General features: G+C 66.4%; 17 protein-coding genes. 11 read left to right on the top strand and 6 right to left on the bottom strand.

What is annotated here, in order from left to right; all coding sequences use genetic code 11:
- Nucleotides 1–19: 19 nt before the first annotated feature.
- Nucleotides 20–661 carry a MerR family transcriptional regulator gene (locus tag ASD42_RS32885; RefSeq protein WP_056824563.1) on the bottom strand — a complete coding sequence of 214 codons (642 nt, stop codon included), beginning with the start codon at nucleotides 659–661 and terminating at the stop codon, nucleotides 20–22.
- A 102-nt stretch (nucleotides 662–763) separates the two neighbouring features.
- On the opposite strand from ASD42_RS32885, the gene ASD42_RS32880 reads away from it, so the two are divergent.
- The gene (locus ASD42_RS32880) at nucleotides 764–1,711 is read left to right on the top strand and encodes a hypothetical protein (protein WP_056824562.1); all 948 of its coding nucleotides are present in this window, start codon (nucleotides 764–766) and stop codon (nucleotides 1,709–1,711) included.
- Nucleotides 1,708–2,169 carry an ABA4-like family protein gene (locus ASD42_RS32875; RefSeq protein WP_056824559.1) on the top strand — a complete coding sequence of 154 codons (462 nt, stop codon included), beginning with the start codon at nucleotides 1,708–1,710 and terminating at the stop codon, nucleotides 2,167–2,169. Before ASD42_RS32880 ends, ASD42_RS32875 begins: the two co-directional genes overlap by 4 nt.
- 46 nt (nucleotides 2,170–2,215) lie before the next feature.
- Here the strand turns inward: ASD42_RS32875 and ASD42_RS32870 are convergent, their stop codons facing one another.
- Nucleotides 2,216–3,763, bottom strand: a complete 1,548-nt coding sequence (locus ASD42_RS32870; RefSeq protein ID WP_056824555.1) for an acyl-CoA carboxylase subunit beta — start codon at nucleotides 3,761–3,763, stop codon at nucleotides 2,216–2,218.
- A gap of 132 nt (nucleotides 3,764–3,895) precedes the next feature.
- On the opposite strand from ASD42_RS32870, the gene ASD42_RS32865 reads away from it, so the two are divergent.
- On the top strand, nucleotides 3,896–4,567 hold the full coding sequence (locus ASD42_RS32865; protein WP_056824552.1) for a pyridoxamine 5'-phosphate oxidase family protein: 672 nt from the start codon (nucleotides 3,896–3,898) through the stop codon (nucleotides 4,565–4,567).
- Nucleotides 4,568–4,592: 25 nt separating this feature from the next.
- Here the strand turns inward: ASD42_RS32865 and ASD42_RS32860 are convergent, their stop codons facing one another.
- Entirely contained in the window at nucleotides 4,593–5,504 is a 912-nt protein-coding gene (locus tag ASD42_RS32860; protein WP_056824549.1) for a LysR family transcriptional regulator, read from the bottom strand.
- Between the two features lie 71 nt (nucleotides 5,505–5,575).
- Here ASD42_RS32860 and ASD42_RS32855 point away from each other — a divergent pair, with 71 nt between their 5' ends.
- The 3 genes from ASD42_RS32855 to ASD42_RS34725 all read left to right on the top strand — a co-directional run bounded on the left by ASD42_RS32855 (nucleotide 5,576) and on the right by ASD42_RS34725 (nucleotide 8,052).
- On the top strand, nucleotides 5,576–6,919 hold the full coding sequence (locus ASD42_RS32855) for an FAD-binding oxidoreductase (RefSeq protein ID WP_056824546.1): 1,344 nt from the start codon (nucleotides 5,576–5,578) through the stop codon (nucleotides 6,917–6,919).
- A gap of 66 nt (nucleotides 6,920–6,985) precedes the next feature.
- Nucleotides 6,986–7,873 (top strand): SPFH domain-containing protein, encoded by an 888-nt coding sequence (locus ASD42_RS32850; RefSeq protein WP_056824543.1) that lies wholly within the window; start codon nucleotides 6,986–6,988, stop codon nucleotides 7,871–7,873.
- A gap of 8 nt (nucleotides 7,874–7,881) precedes the next feature.
- Complete coding sequence (locus ASD42_RS34725) at nucleotides 7,882–8,052, top strand: toxin-antitoxin system HicB family antitoxin (protein ID WP_131816700.1); 171 nt, start codon at nucleotides 7,882–7,884, stop codon at nucleotides 8,050–8,052.
- Between the two features lie 20 nt (nucleotides 8,053–8,072).
- On the opposite strand, the gene ASD42_RS32845 is transcribed toward ASD42_RS34725, so the two are convergent.
- Nucleotides 8,073–9,104: a helix-turn-helix transcriptional regulator gene (locus ASD42_RS32845; RefSeq protein WP_056824538.1), complete on the bottom strand. Its 1,032-nt coding sequence runs from the start codon at nucleotides 9,102–9,104 to the stop codon at nucleotides 8,073–8,075.
- A 104-nt stretch (nucleotides 9,105–9,208) separates the two neighbouring features.
- Between ASD42_RS32845 and ASD42_RS32840 the strand changes: the two genes are divergently transcribed.
- The 3 genes from ASD42_RS32840 to ASD42_RS32830 all read left to right on the top strand — a co-directional run bounded on the left by ASD42_RS32840 (nucleotide 9,209) and on the right by ASD42_RS32830 (nucleotide 13,055).
- Nucleotides 9,209–9,559, top strand: a complete 351-nt coding sequence (locus ASD42_RS32840) for a hypothetical protein (RefSeq protein WP_056824536.1) — start codon at nucleotides 9,209–9,211, stop codon at nucleotides 9,557–9,559.
- Nucleotides 9,560–9,590: 31 nt separating this feature from the next.
- Nucleotides 9,591–10,145 (top strand): hypothetical protein, encoded by a 555-nt coding sequence (locus ASD42_RS32835; protein ID WP_056824532.1) that lies wholly within the window; start codon nucleotides 9,591–9,593, stop codon nucleotides 10,143–10,145.
- A 573-nt stretch (nucleotides 10,146–10,718) separates the two neighbouring features.
- A complete protein-coding gene (locus ASD42_RS32830; protein WP_162256249.1) occupies nucleotides 10,719–13,055 on the top strand; it encodes an AAA domain-containing protein in 2,337 nt (778 codons plus the stop codon).
- Between the two features lie 172 nt (nucleotides 13,056–13,227).
- On the opposite strand, the gene ASD42_RS32825 is transcribed toward ASD42_RS32830, so the two are convergent.
- Nucleotides 13,228–14,076, bottom strand: coding sequence for a class I SAM-dependent methyltransferase (locus ASD42_RS32825; protein WP_056824526.1), 849 nt, complete (start codon nucleotides 14,074–14,076; stop codon nucleotides 13,228–13,230).
- Nucleotides 14,077–14,304: 228 nt separating this feature from the next.
- Between ASD42_RS32825 and rpsA the strand changes: the two genes are divergently transcribed.
- Both rpsA and ASD42_RS32815 read left to right on the top strand, forming a co-directional pair.
- Nucleotides 14,305–15,783, top strand: a complete 1,479-nt coding sequence (gene rpsA / locus ASD42_RS32820) for a 30S ribosomal protein S1 (protein ID WP_056824523.1) — start codon at nucleotides 14,305–14,307, stop codon at nucleotides 15,781–15,783.
- A gap of 155 nt (nucleotides 15,784–15,938) precedes the next feature.
- Nucleotides 15,939–17,480: a phospholipase C gene (locus ASD42_RS32815; RefSeq protein WP_056824520.1), complete on the top strand. Its 1,542-nt coding sequence runs from the start codon at nucleotides 15,939–15,941 to the stop codon at nucleotides 17,478–17,480.
- Between the two features lie 37 nt (nucleotides 17,481–17,517).
- On the opposite strand, the gene ASD42_RS32810 is transcribed toward ASD42_RS32815, so the two are convergent.
- The gene (locus ASD42_RS32810) at nucleotides 17,518–17,733 is read right to left on the bottom strand and encodes a hypothetical protein (RefSeq protein ID WP_056824852.1); all 216 of its coding nucleotides are present in this window, start codon (nucleotides 17,731–17,733) and stop codon (nucleotides 17,518–17,520) included.
- Nucleotides 17,734–17,770 lie beyond the last annotated feature (37 nt).

Below are 17,770 nucleotides of genomic sequence, written 5' to 3'. Positions count from 1 at the left end.
TTGACCCCCTGAGGTTTTCTCAGGGGGTTTCCTGGTTCTTCAGGCGTTCCAGCGAGACCTGGGCCTGGGCGATGCGGCGGATGGCGGCCAGTGCGGTGTCGCCGAGGACGGTGAGTACGACGACCGCGTCGATGATGTCGTCGCGTCCGCCCGCGGACAGGGCCGACGCCACGTCGTTCTCCGCGACCGCGCGGGTGCTGTCGAAATAGGTGGGCAGGGTGGTGGCGGCCCAGTCCCGGTAGCCGAGTTGGGCGAGTCGAACGATCACTCCGGTGAGGGTGTCGATGGCCTGCGGGCTGGGTTTCATGTCCCAGCCGCGCCGGTCCATCTCCGCGCGCACGGCCTCGTACGCACGGTCCCATTCGGCATCGTGGGCGGCGGGCACGGGTGTGGACAGACTGTCCTGCGTCACCCCGAGCACATGGAACAGGGGCATCTCGGGGGAGTCGATCGCGGCGAGGACATCGGAGACGGTGGCGACCGGTATCCCGCCCACCTCGATCAGCGCGCGTATCAGGCGCAGTCGGCGCAGGTGGTCTTCGCCGTAGCTGGCTTGGTTGGGGCTGCTGCGTTCACCCGCGGGCAGTAGTCCCTCACGCAGGTAGTACTTGATGGTGGCCACCGCGATGCCGCTGCGTTCACTCAACTCCGAGATTCGCACTCTTACCTCCGTTGTGTTCCTACCCCTTGCCTACGTCACCCATAGCGGATAGTCTAGCTATCCATAACGGATAGTATAGCTATCTATATCTGGGAGATTCCGATGTCAGTCCTGACCGTTCCCTCGCTGCCACGCCCCCAAGCTCCTCTGCATCGACCGCTGATGTATTTCTCCGCCGTCAACGCCGCGCTCGTCGTGGTCGGCCTGATCGGGATGCTGGTCGACGACCGGATGATCGCCGGGTCGACCGCCTGGTTCAAGCCGACCAAGTTCGCGATCTCGTTCGTTTTCTACGGCGTGGCGCTGGCGTGGTTGATGTCGTTGCGGCCCAAGCCTTCTCGGCTCGCCTCGGGCATGGCCACGGTGATCGTGATCGCCGGGGTGATCGAACAGGCGATCATCTTCGGGCAGGTGATCCGCGGGACTCGCAGCCACTACAACACGACCACGGCCCTGGACGGCACCCTCTGGGTGATCATGGGATCCACCATCGTCATCCTGTTCCTGGCAACCCTGGTGATCGGGATCGGACTGATGCGCGCACGTCTCGGCGACGCCTCGATCACCTGGTCGATTCGTCTCGGCATCGCGATCACCTTGGTCGGGTTGGCGCTGGGAAATCTGATGCCGCAGCAGGAATCCGGCGTCGAGGGAATCGCGGGCGCGCACACGGTGGGAGCGCCCGACGGTACGCCCGGCATGCCGCTGACCGGGTGGAGCACGACCAACGGCGACCTGCGCATTCCGCACTTCTTCGGCATGCACGCCCTCCAGGCGCTGCCGTTGCTCGCGGCACTGCTGGTGGTGCTGTCGCCACGGATCGCGCTGCTGCGGTCGGTGCGTGTTCGGCTCGGCCTGATCATCACCGCGTCGGCGGGTTACGCGGCGGTGCTCGCGCTGGTCACCTGGCAGGCGCTGCGTGGGCAGCCGTTGATCCACCCCGATCAGGCCACACTCACCGTCGCGGCCGCGATCGTCACCGGAGTTGTTGTCGGAGTAATGATCTCGGTCGCGAGCGCGGCCGGCAATCGAAAGGTAGCCACCGCATGAGCACGCTGTTCGACCTGTCGTTCTTCGTCACTGTGCCGTTCTGGGCGTTGATGATCTTCGCCCCGACCTGGCGCTGGACCCGCACGATCATCTCCTCACCGTGGATCGTGCTGGTGCCCTTGGTGGTGTGGGCGATCGTCGCGGTGCCGGTGTTGGGCGCGATGTGGTCGCTGGTGACCTCGCCGTCCTTGGCCGCCATCACCGAAGCCACTGCCGATCCCGCTGTGCTCACCGCGCTGTGGGCGCAGATCATCGCGTGGGATCTGTTCCTCGGACGCTGGATCTACCTCGACAGCCGCGAGTGCGACGTCCATCCGCTCCTGATGGGCCCGCTGCTGGTCGGCACAATCCTGTTGTCGCCCATCGCCTTCCCGATCTACCTGGTCGTCCGTGAGGTCGTACGGCGCTCGCAGGCCGGGAGCTCTGCTGTGGCACAGACAGATCCGGTCGGGGCTTAGCCGCCGTGAGCCTGGGCTCACGGCGTCGGTTGACAGTGACGGGCCGCTACAACGGCATCAGGCGATGTTTGCGGGGCGCCTGCTCGATGTGCTTGTCACCGAGCAGGCGCAACGCTTTACGGATTTCCAGGCGGGTGCTCGAGGGCTCGATGACCGCGTCGATATAGCCGCGTTCGGCGGCGATCCACGGGGTGGCGACGGCGGCGTTGTAGAAGTCGACCATCTGCTGACGCACAGCGGGCCGGTCGGCCTCGGGAACGGCGGCGAGCTGTCTGCGCTGGGTCAGGCCCACGGCGGCTTCGGCGCCCATCACGGCGATCCGCGCGGTGGGCCACGCGAGGTTGATGTCGCCACCGAGTTGCTTGCACCCCATCACCGCGTAGCCGCCGCCGTAGGCCTTGCGGACCACGACGGTGACGATCGGAACGGTCGCCTCGACCACCGCGTAGAAGAACCGGCCGCCGCGTTTGATGACGCCGATCTTCTCCTCCTCGACCCCCGGCAGCACGCCCGGAGTGTCGACCACGAACACCAGCGGAATGTCGAACGCGTCGCAGAGGCGGATGAAGTGCGCGGCCTTGTCCGACCCGCGCGCATCGATCGCGCCGCTGGCCACCAGCGGCTGATTGGCGACGACACCCACGCTGCGCCCGTCGACCCGCGCGAATCCGGTGATCAGGTTGCGGGCGGCGCCGTCGCCGATCTCGTGGAACTCCCCGTCGTCGAAGATCCGGAGCAGCACCTCGTACATGTCGTAGCCCCTGCGATCGGAATCCGGTATCAGCGCGTCGAGTTCGCGATCGGAGTCGGTGATCTCCGGTTCCAGACCGGGATTCACCAGCGGCGCACGCTCGTAGCAATTAGACGGCATGAAGCTCAAATAGGTGCGCGCCCACTCGAATGCGGACTTCTCGTCCGCCGCCACATGGTGGATATTGCCGTTGTGCGCCTGGTTGAACGCGCCGCCGAGCTCGTCGAGGGTCACTTCCTCGCCGGTGGTCTCGCGAATGACGTCGGGACCGGTGACGAACATGTACGCCGACTCGGTCGCGATCAGCACATCGGTATTGATCGGCGAATACACCGCGCCCGCAGCGCATTTGCCCAGCATCACCGACACCTGCGGCACCACCCCGGACAGCCGGGTCTGGCGCCTGCTCATCTCCGCGTACCAGGCCAGCGAGGTGACCGCGTCCTGTACCCGCGCACCGCCGGAGTCGTTGATCGCCACGAACGGGCAGGCGATGTCGGCCGCCAGATCCATCGCCATCGCGACCTTGCGCCCGAACATCTCACCCACCGATCCGCCGAACACGGTCTGGTCGTGGGCGATCACCACCACCGGTCGCCCGTCGATCCTGCCGTGTCCGGTGACGACGCCGTCACCGTAGAGACCGTCGGCCGCGCCCGGCTGTTTCACCAGCGCGCCGATTTCGGTGAAACTGCCCTGGTCGAGAAGTATTTCGATGCGTTCGCGTGGGCCGGGTATTCCTTTCGCCGCACGCTTGGCGATTCCCGCATCCCCCGCGGGTTCCCGCGCCGCCGTCAGATTGTCCCGCAGCTCTTGCAGTTTCGCAGCAGTAGTCGACTCCACCACGCACGCCCTTCCTCGTCCTGGTCGAGCTCTCCTTCATCGGTTAGCCAAAGCGTAGCGCTGACGCCCGCGCCGACATCAGCGGCACGGCGGACCGATCCTTGACGAATCACGAGTCGTACCGTGGGTGGGGTGAACAAGCCGACCCGATACGGAGCCATCGCCTTCTCCGCGGCCACCGCGCGCCGCCAGCACAGCGGTGGCGGTTTCACCGTCCACGGCAGGCGGATGGCCGACGGCGCCGACATCGGCGAACCCGAAGAACTGGAGCCGCAAGTGGCGGGCCTGATCCGGGCGGCCGACTCGTTCTACCTCGCGACCGTCACCGGCTCCGGCTGGCCCTACATCCAACATCGCGGCGGTCCAACGGGTTTTGTGCACGTGCTCGACGCCGCGACCATCGCGTGGGCCGAATACCCGGGCAACAACCAGTTCGTCACGCTGGGCAATCTCGACACCGACGATCGGGTCGCGCTGTTCTTCATCGATTACCCGACCCGCACCAGGGTCAAGATCTTCGGCCGTGCCGAGGTCGTCGAACGCGCCGACGATCCCGAGCTCCTCGACCGACTCCTGACCACCCCGGCGGGCCCGATCGACGCGCGCTCGGACCGGGCGTTCGTGGTGCGGATCGAAGCGTTCGACCGCAACTGCACCAAGAACATCACTCCCCGTTACCGCACCGAGTGGATCCAGGACTACGCCCGCGCCGGCCGCGCTCCACTCGAAGCCGAAATCGACCGCCTCCGACACCGCAACGCCGAGCTCGAAGCCGAAATCGCCCGTCTGAAATCCACATCCTGACCGGCCGCGCCTATCGGGCGACGGGTCAGGCGTGACCACCGAAGGCGATGCGCAACTGCCCGAGCAGCACCTTCGCCGCCGGGCCGGGCGGGGGATCGGTGCGCCAGGCCAGGGCCAGTCGGCCGTGGATGGTGGGCTCGACGATGTCGAGGGTTCGCACACCGAAGGCGTCTGCTTCGGCGGTGGTGAGGGCGGGGACTATGGCGGTTCCCAGCCCGCGCGCGGCCAGTTCGAGCAGCAGCGGGGGAGCGGCGGCCTCGAAGGCGATGTCCGGCGTGAAACCGGCGGCGGCGCAGGAACGTTCGAAGACGCCGCGCAGGCCGGTGCCCCGAGTGAGGCAGATGAGGCGGCGATCGGCGAGGTCCTGCAAGGCGATAGCGCCCGCCGATTCGGCGGGGTCGACGGGTGCGTCGCGAGCGACGGCGGCGACGAGTGCGGTGTGCAGGATCACGTGCAGGCCGATGCTGGAATCTGTTGGGGCGCCGGTCAACCCGGTCAGCGCGATATCGAGCTCACCGTGCTCGACGGCGGCGAGCATCCGTTCGGCGGTGTCCTCGGTGAGGCTGATCCCGACCTGCGGATGGTCGTGGTGGAAATCGGCGAGCACCCCCGCCACATCGAAGACCTCCGACGCCGCCCCGGAGATCATGCCGACCCGGACCTGCCCGCGCAGCAAGCCCGTGAACTCCCCGACGGTGTCCCCGATCCGGTCTGCGGCAGCCAGGGCGGTGCGCGCGTGCTCGAGCACGGCGGCCCCGACATCGGTCAGCGTCACGGTGCGAGCGCCGCGGTCGAGCAGGCGCTGTCCGAGTTCGCGTTCGAGTTGCCGGATCTGAGTGCTGAGGCCGGGCTGGGTCAAGTGCAGCCGCTCGGCGGCCCTGGTGAACCCGCCTTCTTCGACGACCGTCACGAAGTAGCGCAGCTGCCGCAGTTCCATAACTATCAATTATAGATAGGAGAAGATCTATCTCTTGTACTTATTCTTCCGGTCGGCGCAGAGTCGAAGACATGACCGATATCGCAACGAAGTTCGCTGGTCCCGTATTCACGCCGGACGACCCCGGGTACGCCGAGGAGGTCGCCGGCTTCCAAACCGCCTACACGCACCGTCCGGAGTTCGTGGTCGGCGCCCTGCACAGCCAGGACGTGCGTGCCGCGGTGGAGTTCGCCGCACGGCACGGGCTGCCGGTCGCTGTGCAGGCGACCGGACACGGATTGTCGGTCGCTGTCGACGGTGGGGTGCTCATCACGACCGGACGCATGGACAACATCGCCATCGACCCGCAGACTCGGACCGCGCGCATCGGTGCCGGGGTGCGCGCTGGTGCTTTGGTCGAGGCGGCCGCTCGACACGGGCTGGCGCCTTTGAACGGGTCGTCACCGTCGGTGGGCGTCGTCGGGTATGTGCTCGGCGGCGGGCTCGGACTGCTGGCGCGTGAATTCGGCTATGCCGCTGATCATGTCCGGCGCATCGAACTGGTGACCGCCGACGGCCGGGTGCGCTCGCTCGGCCCGGACGACGAATTGTTCGGCGCGGTACTGGGTTCGGGTGGGAACTTCGGTGTGGTGACCGGGCTCGAACTCGACCTCGTCCCCGTTGCCGAAATCTATGGTGGACAGCTGGTTTTCGACGCGCCGCTCGTCGATGCGGCGCTGGCGGCGTGGCGGGAATGGACCGCGACCGTGCCGAGCGAGCTGACCTCGACGGTCGCGGTGGTGACCTATCCCGACATCCCGCCCGTGCCGGAATCGCTGCGCGGCCGCCACGTTGCCTCGATCCGGATCGCCTTCGACGGGACGGACGAGGAAGGGGAACGGTGGGTGGCGCCGTTGCGGCGGATCGGACCTCGTCTGCACGAGGACCTACGGACGATGCCCTACGCCGAAACGCACACCATCCACAGCGATCCGCCCTTCCCACACGCCTACGCCGCGACCAACGCGCTGCTCGCGGAGCTGACCCCGCAGGGCCTGTCCGCGCTGCGCGCGTTGACCGCGCCGGGCGGCCAGGTCGACGCGGTGATCGACATCCGCCATCTCGGCGCAGCCCTCCGACACGGCGGCCCGGCGTCGATCGATTTTCGGAATGCCGAATACATCGTGCGGGTGATCACCGGACCAGGTGCGGGCGACGCCGCGCCAGAAGGGCTGGCTGCCGTTCGAGAAGCATTGGCGCCGTGGACGATCGGACACAGCCTCGCGTTCCTCTACGGCGCGGGCGGTGCGGCGGACGCGGCCCAGACCGCGGCCGGGTACTCCCCGGACACCTACCGCTGGCTGACGGCGGCGAAGGCGAAATACGACCCGCGGAACATGTTTCGGGCCAACCGCAACATCGCCCCCGGTTCCTGACGCCCCTTGCCCGTCCTCCCGATATCTACTATCTTAGTGATATCACTCAGATATCGGGAGGATGTCATGGAGCTGCGGTCCGCATTCCGCGCCAACGGGTTCGTCGTCGTGCTGGGGTGGCTGGTGTTCACCCTGTTGTTCGGCGGCGCTGCCGTTCTCGCGTTCATCTCCGCCACCCAGCACAACGGTGGCGCACTGGCCTGGACCGGCGCGGTCGCCGCCGTCGTCGTGATCCTTGTCGTGTGGTTGCTCGCCACCGGGCTGATCATCGTCAACCCCAACGAGGCCAAGGTCGTCACCTTCTTCGGCCGCTACATCGGCTCGGTCAGTGACCCGGGGTTCTTCTCGGTGGTCCCGCTCACCGACCGCAAATCCATCTCACTGCGGGTGCGTAACTTCGAAACCCAGAAGCTCAAGGTCAACGACGCCGACGGCAACCCCGTCGAGATCGCGGCCGTCGTCGTCTACAAGGTGGTCGACAGCTTCAAGGCCGCCTTCGCCGTCGACGACTACGAGGAATACGTCGAGACCCAGTCCGAGGCCGCGGTGCGTCACCTCGCCACCACCCACCCCTACGACGCCCACGACGACGCCCGCACCAGCCTGCGCGACGGCGCCGAGGTCGCCGAGGAACTGACCGTCGAGCTGCGCGAGCGCACCCTCACCGCGGGCATCGAGGTCATCGAGGCCCGCATCACCCACCTCGCCTACGCCCCGGAGATCGCCCAGGCCATGCTCGTGCGCCAGCAGGCCGCCCAGGTCGTCGCGGCCCGCACCCAGATCGTCGAGGGCGCTGTCGGCATGGTCGCCCTCGCGCTCGATCGCCTCGCCGAACAGGGCACCGTAGAACTCGACGAGGAGCGCAAGGCCAACATGGTCTCCAACCTGCTCGTCGTCCTCTGCGGCGACCGCGCCACCCAGCCGGTGGTCAACGCCGGATCCCTCTACTCCTGAGCCGCCCGATGACCCAGCCGAAGAGGGACCCCAAAAAGATCCTGCTGCGGCTCGACCCGGCCGTCCACGAGGCAATAGCCAAGTGGGCGGCCGACGACCTGCGCAGCATCAACTCCCAAATCGAATACGCCCTGCGCCTGGCCCTCGACCAAGCGGGCCGAAAGCCGAAGCGGGACTAGAGGATCGATCGCACGGCCGATCAGCCGACCCCGAGGACGCGAGACAGGAGGCGTTGGCGGGTTCGGGTGTCGGATTTGGCGAGGATGGCTTTGACGTGGTCGTTGATCGTGTGTTCGGACAGGAACAGCTCCGTGGCCAGCTCGTGGGAATCCAGGCCGGTCGCCAAGAGCGTCAGGACCTGGGATTCGCGGGCGGAGAGGCCGTGGGCTCGGGCGAACAGGTCGAGGCGTTCGGTGGCGGTGCTCGATTCCAGGGCCACGGCGATATCGGTGCCGATGCGGTCGGCTTTCACGGTGAGCCAGCGATTGCCACCCAGGTGAACGCGTGACGTGGCGGGGCCGAGGGGCGTGTCCGCCTCGATGGCGAGGAGGGCGGCGGCCGCGTTGTAGACCGAGGCGGGGACAGGCGGCATCGGTTCGTCCGGGGGGAGTAGCCGCAGGAGAGAATCCGCGGCGGCCGCTGTTCGGGCGCGCACTCGCAGGGTGTCGTCGAGGAGTACGACCGCGGGGCCGAGGGGTGGAAGGCGGGCATCGGATTCGACGAACGTGGCCCCGACGGTACGGCGCAGGCCGACGGTGACGGTGGAGGTCAGCGTGCTCAGCGCAGTGAGTTCTGCTGTGGTGAAAGGGGATTCGGTGTAGCGGAGCAGTTCGAGAAAGCCCCAGCAGCCATAGCGGTCGGCGAAAGTGATGGTGGCGGAGTCGGTGACGCCGAGATCGCGCTGAGCGGTGCGCCACAGCAGGGACCGGGTCGGGTCGCCGTCGGTCGCGCCGAGCAAAGAGTGGGCGCCGGTGCCGCGCACAGTGTCCCAGCGATTGAGCGGGGTGAGGTAGCGGGCGTGGATCAAGTCCGGCAGGAGCCCGAAGTCGAGGCCGGGGACATCGGCGAGCGGCGCCGTCGCGACCGCGGTGACGGGATCGGTGAGCGCGAAGACATGACCGGCGAACGGGATCGTCGCGCGGATCTCGACCAGGACGAGTTCACGCAGTCGTTTGGCGGAGTGATCGGCGCGGCACAGACGGCCGATCCGGTCGGCCAAGGTACTCGGCACATGTCCCAGCCTACGGCGAAATCCCCCCAGGATCAGGGATGTTGCGGCGCTCCGGGCGGGCCGATGATCGAGATATCCCACTCGGCACGACACCGGAGGCCATCATGACCGTCACCTTGCACATCGACAACACCGTTCGCGACTACGACGACTGGAAGGCCGCGTTCGACCAGTTCGAGCGGTTCCGCGCCGACAACGGGGTGCGGGGCTACCGCGTCGGCCGGGTCGCGGACACACCACAGCGGGTGCTCATCGATCTCGACTTCGACGACCGTTCGGCCGCCGAGGCGTTTCGCACCGCATTGGCGGCCGTGCTCGCCACCCCGCGCAGCCGCGCGATGGTGATCGATCACGAAGCCTGGCTCGTCGACTTGGTCGAAGAGCGCGATTGTCCCCTGATCGACGCGCCGAGCGCCGCACGGGGACAACCGAAGTCGACGGCGCCGGTAAATTGATCCGGTGCCCATCTCGTTCGACATTCCTGGAATGCAACAGTTGGACGACACGACCTGGGGGAATCCGGCCACTCGTGACGTCGTCGCGCTGAACTATGTCAACGGCGTGCCCGACCTGCCCGCTCGACTCGACGACCTGAAACGGCTACGCAGGCGACTGGCCGAGCACCACGCACGGACCGGCTGCTTGATCGAGGCGTTCGTGGTGTGGGTCGACCAGTTGCCCGCCCTGTTGCGGGTGGAGAAGACCCAGCTCGGGGGTCCGCGCGGCGAGCTCGTCTTCGCGGCGTCGATCGTGGTGCCCAAGGACCGGTGTTCGGCGGTGTTCCAGGTCATCTGCCCCGAGACCGGTGTGCCCGGTGCGCGCGAGACCGCGATCGGGCGGCAAGTGCGACGCGACGAGATGTGCCCGCCCCACCCGTACGCGCCCGGCCTGCGCGGCCGGTTGCCCTATCTACTGTCCGACGACGTCCGCTTCGACGTCGAGTTCCCCGACCACGCCCTGACCAGGGCGCGCCGCTGGGTCGCCGACACGGTGCCGAACGTGCGGGTCGACCCGTCCTTCGCTGCGCTCCCGGACTTTTGAGGATCCTCGAAGAGTTGAAATCGGTTGCCGTGCAGCTGTTTTCTGGACGTATTGCGCACGCTGAGCCGTCCCGGGCGGGTATTCTCGTCACGTCACCGACGGGGCGATGGGGGCTTGGTGGTCAATCCACGGCAGGTAGCTGTCCTGGTTCGAACGGACGGCGTATTCAGGGACCGCACACAAGACATCGAGGACATCCGTCCTACCGGTCACCGCATACGCATCGTCTACACCCGCAGCGGAGGGAAGCCCTACGACTATGCCCAGCACAACGTGGCGATCCTGACCGGGCCGCAGGTCGTCCCGCTAGACCCCCGGACCAGAGTCATGATCGGCGGCGAGCTACGGGAAACCGTGCATCAGGTGCTGCGGTTCACAGGTCCGCAGGGGACCTGGATGCATGTTTTCCACGGATCCACCGATGAGTTCACCGCCTGCCCATCCGCAGCGGTCGAACTCGTTCGAGATCATCGGCACGACCCCGGCCCCGAGCGAGTACTGCGGTACTGGACATCGATCGCGCAGCACTTTACCGAGCCGAGCTCAACGCTGCGCGACATTCACTGTGCCGGGTTGTTCGTCCATCCTGAGAGCGTTCTGCATCGCTATCTCCACGCGGGACGGATAGATACGGTTGCCGGCCCGGGCGGGCCACCGTTGTATCCGTTCCGCACCAACCTGAGCCAGCGGGCCGCGGTCGCGAACGCGCTGGGCTATCCGATCTCGGTGATCGATGGGCCACCTGGCACCGGCAAAACCCAGACCATTCTCAATCTCATCGCCAATATCGTCGGAGACGAGTCGAAGACCATCGCGGTGGTCTCTTCCAACAACACCGCCGTCGACAACGTCAACACGAAGCTCCATGAGGCCGGATTCGGCTACATCGTCGCCAATCTCGGCCGGGCGGCGAAGAGAGAGCAGTTTCTGGACGAGCAGGTGGCGCGCAACCATCAGATCGATGTGTTGCGTGCGATGGCGCCGATTCCGGTGCCGCAGGCCATCGCCATGGTCGAACGTGACCGCCGACTGCTCGGATTGCGCGAAATCGAACGCGACCTCGCCCAGCTGCGCGCCGAGCACGCGGCCTATCTCTTGGAGCAGCGGCATTTCGACGGATATCTCGCGCGCCATGAACTGCCCGACTCGGAAAATCTACCGGTGCTGCGGTGGCGATCCGACAAGATCCTCGCATTCATCGCCGATACCGACCCCGAGCTGGCACGGACGAGCGGTCTGGGACAGGTCATCGATCGGATCGGAAAATACTTCATGTACCGGTCGATGCGTTTCGCCGACGACCAGGATGTCGACGTCGTCCTCCGCCTGCACCAGCTGTACTACCGGACCAAGCTCGCCGAGCTGGGGCAACAGATTGTGACCTCGGAGAGGTTGCTGGCAGGCAAGCATTTCGACACGCTGGCCGAGGATCAGCGGGAGCACTCGCAAGCATGGCTGACCGAGAGCCTGCGAGTGCGCTACCTCAACCAGGCGACGCAACGCTACGACAAGCACTACCTGCGCCGGTGGCCGGAATTCAGTCGCGATTACCCCGTCGTCCTGAGTACCTGCCATTCGTTGCAGCGCAGCATCGGCAAAGGCCGGTTGGTCGACTACCTCGTAATCGACGAGGCGTCACAGGTGGACCTGCTCGCCGCCGCGGTCGCGATGTCGAGTTGCCGCAATCTGATCGTCGTCGGGGATCTACGCCAGCTGCGACCTGTCGACAGCAAGATCCCCGCGCACCTGTGCGCGCCGGTACCCCACCCGGCGTACGACTTTCATCGGCACAGCATCCTGTCCTCGCTGACCGAGTTGTTCGGTGACGCGCTACCTCGAGTGATGCTGCGCGAGCACTACCGCTGCGACCCCGCGATCATCGGCTTCTGCAATCAGAAGTTTTACGACGACGACCTGATCCCCTTCAGTAAAAGCCGACCTGACTTCCAGGCCATGGTTGTGGCACGGACCAGTGCGGGCAATCACATGCGACGTTTCCGTAGTGGCGGCCGAATCAACCAGCGCGAGATCGACGTCATCGAACAGGATGTGCTGCAACGGTATTGCGCAGGGTTCGAGCCTGCCGAGATCGGGATCACTTCGCCCTACCGTAAGCAAGCCGATCGGGTCAGCGCGACGATCGCCGACAGCGAGGCCGACACCGTCCACAGCTTCCAGGGTCGGGAGAAGGACGTCATCGTGATGACCACGGTGCTCGACGAAAAGTCGAGCAGCCAGAATGGACTCGGCGGCCTCGAGTTCGTCGACGACCCGCACCTCGTCAATGTCGCGGTGTCGCGCGCGAAGAAGCGGTTCGTCCTGGTAACCAACAACGAGATGCTGCCGCGCAGCAGGAATCTCCGCGACCTGATCGGCTACATCCGGTACCAACATCCGGATAAAGAGGTCTTCGACAGTGGCATTGTGTCGGTTTTCGACCTGCTGTACAGGCAGTACTCCGAGCGGCTGAACCATCTGGCTTCTCGAGTTGCCCGCAGCCCCGGACACGAGTCTGAGCGAGTGATGCGCGCTGTGCTCGGGCAGCTGCTGCCTGCCGAGTTTCCCGGGCTGACATTTGCGGAGCAGGTTCCGCTGAAGCACCTTCTGCCCGACACCGACCGCTTGCGCGGTGATCAACTGCGGTTCGCGCGGAATCGCCGTTCCTCGGTCGATTTCGAGGTCTACAACCGCGTGACCAAGCAACGTCTGTGCGCAATCGAGGTCGACGGATTCGAATTCCACGAGAATCGGCCGGAACAGCTGAGCAGGGACGCGCACAAGAACGCGATCTGTGCCGCCTACGGGATCCGACTGCTGCGCTTCGCAACCACCGGTAGCGGGGAGATCGAGCGCCTCCGTCGCGAGCTGACCAGCCTTGTCGCTACGTCACCGCCACCCGATCAGGCATAGACCGGCTCACCGGATAAGGGTGCTCGGTGCGAGTGAACGTCACCGTCGAGGGCGGGCGCATGGAGTGGATACTTGCCTTCATCGGCGACCTGGTCGGGTCGGAGTCCACACCTACAGCAGCAATTGAATGCCGCTCGCGATCGAACACGGCGCTGATGCTGCGGCCGACGAGCTAGGGCTTCTCGGCGATGAAGATGGCGGTGCCGGGGAAGATCTGTCCGCGCAGCGGCGACCACTGACCCCATTCGCGGTCGAGCCACTCCGGCCAATCGGGTTCGACGATGTCGACCAGGTGCAGGCCAGCGCCGACGATCTCGCGCACCCGGTCACCGATTGTGCGGTGGTGCTCGACATAGGTCGGCACGCCGTCGCCGTCCACCTCTACATAAGGAGTGCGGTCGAAATACGGGATCGTGGCGGTCAGACCCGCCTCGCCCGGATCGTCGGGGAAGATCCAGCGCATCGGATGGTTCACCGAGAACACCCAGCGCCCGCCCGGCCGCAACACCCGCGCCACCTCGCGCATCACCAGCGCCGAGTCGGCGACGAACGGCACGCCGCCGAACGCCGAGCAGGCCAGGTCGAACGACGCGTCGGCGAAGGGGAGTGCCTCGGCCCCCGCCTGAACCAGCGGCACCCGCGGTCCGCCCTGATCCATCGCGGCCACGCCACGCTCCAGCATCCCCATCGACACGTCGAGCCCGACCGGGAACGCGCCGTGGCCTGCCAGCCATCGCGAGCACGGCGCCGAACCGCAGCCGATCTCCAGGATCGTCTTGCCGGTCACGTCACCGAGGAAGCCCATGTCACCCTCGTGCAGGCCCTCCGGGCACCACACGAACTCACCGCCCGGGGAGTCGACGCCGAGGAAGTCGGCGTGGGTCTGGTGGTACTGCTCGGCGTCGGCGTCCCACCAGCGGCGATTCGCGCGCTCGCTGTCGCGCGAGTCGATCTTGGTTCGAGTGGTTGCGGAGGTACCGAGAAGCGCGTTGGCCTGCGCGTGGCGTTCGTCGTCGGACACGCCGAACAGGGTATCGGCGTGGTGCGGGGGGTGGTTTGCCCGGCTCGGCGCGGGTCGCGTAGGCTGATGCACGCTGTAGAGGGACGCTGAAGTTGATCAGCGGCAAGTGCGACGGTCCGTGCGATACTTTACCGGTATCCCTTCGTCGCGTCGTCGCGGTGATCTCGCAGCGTACCGAAAGATCCAATGTCCGCAACCGACCACAATCCGTCCGGAGCAAACCCACATATGCCCACCACCGTCACCTCGCCGCAGGTAGCCATTAACGATATTGGCTCCGCCGAGGATTTCCTGGCCGCCATCGACGCAACGATCAAGTACTTCAACGATGGTGACATCGTCGAAGGCACCATCGTCAAGGTCGATCGTGACGAGGTCCTGCTCGACATCGGTTACAAGACCGAAGGTGTCATCCCCTCCCGCGAGCTCTCCATCAAGCACGACGTCGACCCGAACGAGGTCGTTTCCGTGGGCGACGCGGTCGAGGCCCTGGTCCTCACGAAGGAGGACAAGGAAGGCCGCCTGATCCTGTCGAAGAAGCGGGCGCAGTACGAGCGCGCGTGGGGCACGATCGAGGAGCTCAAGGAGAAGGACGAGGCCGTCAAGGGCACCGTCATCGAGGTCGTCAAGGGCGGCCTGATCCTCGACATCGGTCTTCGTGGCTTCCTGCCCGCCTCGCTCGTCGAGATGCGTCGTGTCCGCGACCTCCAGCCGTACGTCGGCAAGGAGATCGAGGCCAAGATCATCGAGCTCGACAAGAACCGCAACAACGTGGTTCTGTCGCGTCGCGCCTGGCTCGAGCAGACCCAGTCCGAGGTCCGCAGCGAGTTCCTGCACCAGCTCCAGAAGGGCCAGGTCCGCAAGGGCGTCGTGTCCTCCATCGTCAACTTCGGTGCCTTCGTGGACCTGGGTGGCGTCGACGGCCTGGTGCACGTCTCCGAGCTGTCCTGGAAGCACATCGACCACCCGTCCGAGGTTGTCGAGGTCGGCAACGAGGTCACCGTCGAGGTTCTCGACGTCGACCTGGACCGCGAGCGCGTCTCCCTGTCGCTCAAGGCGACTCAGGAAGACCCGTGGCGTCAGTTCGCCCGGACCCACGCCATCGGCCAGATCGTGCCCGGCAAGGTCACCAAGCTGGTTCCCTTCGGTGCCTTCGTGCGCGTCGAAGAGGGCATCGAGGGCCTGGTCCACATCTCCGAGCTGGCCGAGCGCCACGTCGAGGTCCCGGACCAGGTTGTGGCCGTCGGCGACGACGCCATGGTCAAGGTCATCGACATCGACCTCGAGCGTCGTCGTATCTCGCTGTCGCTGAAGCAGGCGAACGAGGACTACAACGCCGAGTTCGACCCGTCGAAGTACGGCATGGCCGACAGCTACGACGATGCGGGCAACTACATCTTCCCCGAGGGCTTCGATCCCGAGACCAACGAATGGCTCGACGGGTTCGACAAGCAGCGTGAAGAGTGGGAAGGCCGCTACGCCGAGGCCGAGCGTCGCCACAAGATGCACACTGCTCAGATGGAGAAGATGGCAGCCGACGCTGCCGCCGAGGCCGCCGCTGGCGGTCCCGTCGCGGGCAACTACTCCTCCGAGACCGGTGGCAGCGCGGCTGCGTCCACCTCCGGTCCGGCCGAGTCCACGGGCGGCTCGCTGGCCAGCGATGCCCAGCTCGCGGCTCTGCGGGAGAAGCTCAGCGGCAACGCCTGAGTGAGCGGCAACGCCTGATTCACCGGTAACGGCTGAATCGACAACTGCACTACCGAAGGCCCCGGTCCACACGGACCGGGGCCTTCGGCCTTTTCCGGTGGGTGTAGCGTGTGCGCGATTGCTCCATCCCCTACGGGAAAGGTGCTCCACTCACGATGAGTTCTGGTCCCTTCGCCGGTCTCAACCGGCGACAATTCCTTGCGAAGGCTATGGCCGCCGGTGCGGTGGGAACGCTTGCCACCTGGGCGAATCCGATCATCGACCGAGCTTTTGCCGCCGATCCGGCCGGCATGGGCGGGCTCGGCGACATCGAGCATTTCGTCTTGCTCATGCAGGAGAACCGGTCCTTCGACCACTATTTCGGCACCCTGTCGGGGGTGCGCGGGTTCGGTGAGGCGTCCGCGTCGTGGCGTCAATTCGGGTGGTCGCCCGGAATCGGGCCCACCGCAGCGGGTTTCGTCGAACCGTTTCGGCTCGACACCACCCGCGGCGCCACCCTGGACGGGGAGTGCATCAACGACCCCGACCACACCTGGCCCGGCATGCACAAGGCATTCAACGACGGGCGCAACGACGGCTGGATGCCGATGTCGGTGGCCTCGGTCGGGCCCGACAACGCGCCCGCGGCGATGGGTTACTACCTGCCGGAAGACATTCCGATCCACACCGAGCTCGCGCAGGCATTCACCCTCTGCGACAACTACCACTGCTCGGTGCTCGGTCCCACCGACCCCAACCGGCTGTACTGGATGAGCGCGAGCATCGACCCCGACGGCCTGGCGGGCGGTCCGCTGGTGGAGACGCCGACGCTGATCCCGAAGAACGTCTACAGCTGGCGCACCTACCCGGAGAACCTGTCCGAGGGTGGGGTTCCGTGGAAGATCTACAGCAATCGCGATGCCGGCCCCATCTCGTCGATGGTCCTGGACGGCATGATGGGCTGCTTCACTCAGGCCGCCGACCCGAATTCCGAACTGGCGCGCCGTGGTATCGCACCGATCTATCCGAACGACTTCCAGGCCGACGTCGCCGGCAACACCCTGCCCGCGGTGTCCTGGGTGGTGCCGTCGCTACTGCACTGCGAACATCCCGCGCTGCCCGCGGCTTTCGGCGCGCTCGGGATCGTGCAGCTCCTCGATATCCTCACCTCGAATCCGGCGGTGTGGGAGAAGACCGCGCTGATCATCAGCTACGACGAGAACGGCGGCTTCTTCGACCACGTCACCCCGCCGACCCCACCGCCAGGCACCCCGGGTGAATTCCTGACGGTGCCACTGGATCGGGTGCCTGCGGCGGGCGGGATCACCGGCCCCATCGGACTGGGTTATCGGGTGCCGTGCATGGTGATCTCGCCGTACAGTCGCGGTGGGCTGGTGGCATCCCAGACCTTCGACCACACGTCCCAATTGCGTTTGCTGGAAACCAGATTCGGTGTCGACGTGCCGAACCTGACCGCCTGGCGACGCGGCATCACCGGCGACATGACCTCCACGTTCGACTTCGCGGCGGCGCCGGACGCCGCGAAACCGGTGCTGCCCGACCCCCGTCCCAAAGCCGACGCGGCGATCGCGCAGTGTGGTCCGAATATCGCGGCGGGCAGCCTGGGGCGGGGTGTGCCGTACCCGGTGCCGCCGAATGCGATGCCGACGCAACAGCCGGGCACCCGGCGCGCGCCGAGTGGTCTCATCGGGGCGTGAGCCGGTGGTGGGCTCGGCGCTGCGCCGGGCCCACCGATCAGTTCGTGGCCGCGGCGGGCGACCAGTAGCCGGTGGCCATCCTGGGGCGTTTGCGCATCGCGGCGAAGCTGTGTCTGGCGGGGGAGAGCAGGGTGCTGAACCAGGAGCGTCGATATTCGGCGAGAGTTGCTGCCACGGCGGGGAATTCGATGCAGTGCACACCGCCCGGCATGCCGAGACGGTGGCGAGCCGTCCGGTTGTTCCTGGTACCCATGATCATCCCGTCGGTAGTCGTGCGGCCTTCTCGCCTG

It is taken from the genome of Nocardia sp. Root136 (genome assembly GCF_001427185.1).
GTDB lineage: Bacteria > Actinomycetota > Actinomycetes > Mycobacteriales > Mycobacteriaceae > Nocardia > Nocardia salmonicida.
This window is presented reverse-complemented; position numbering and strand designations above follow the sequence as displayed.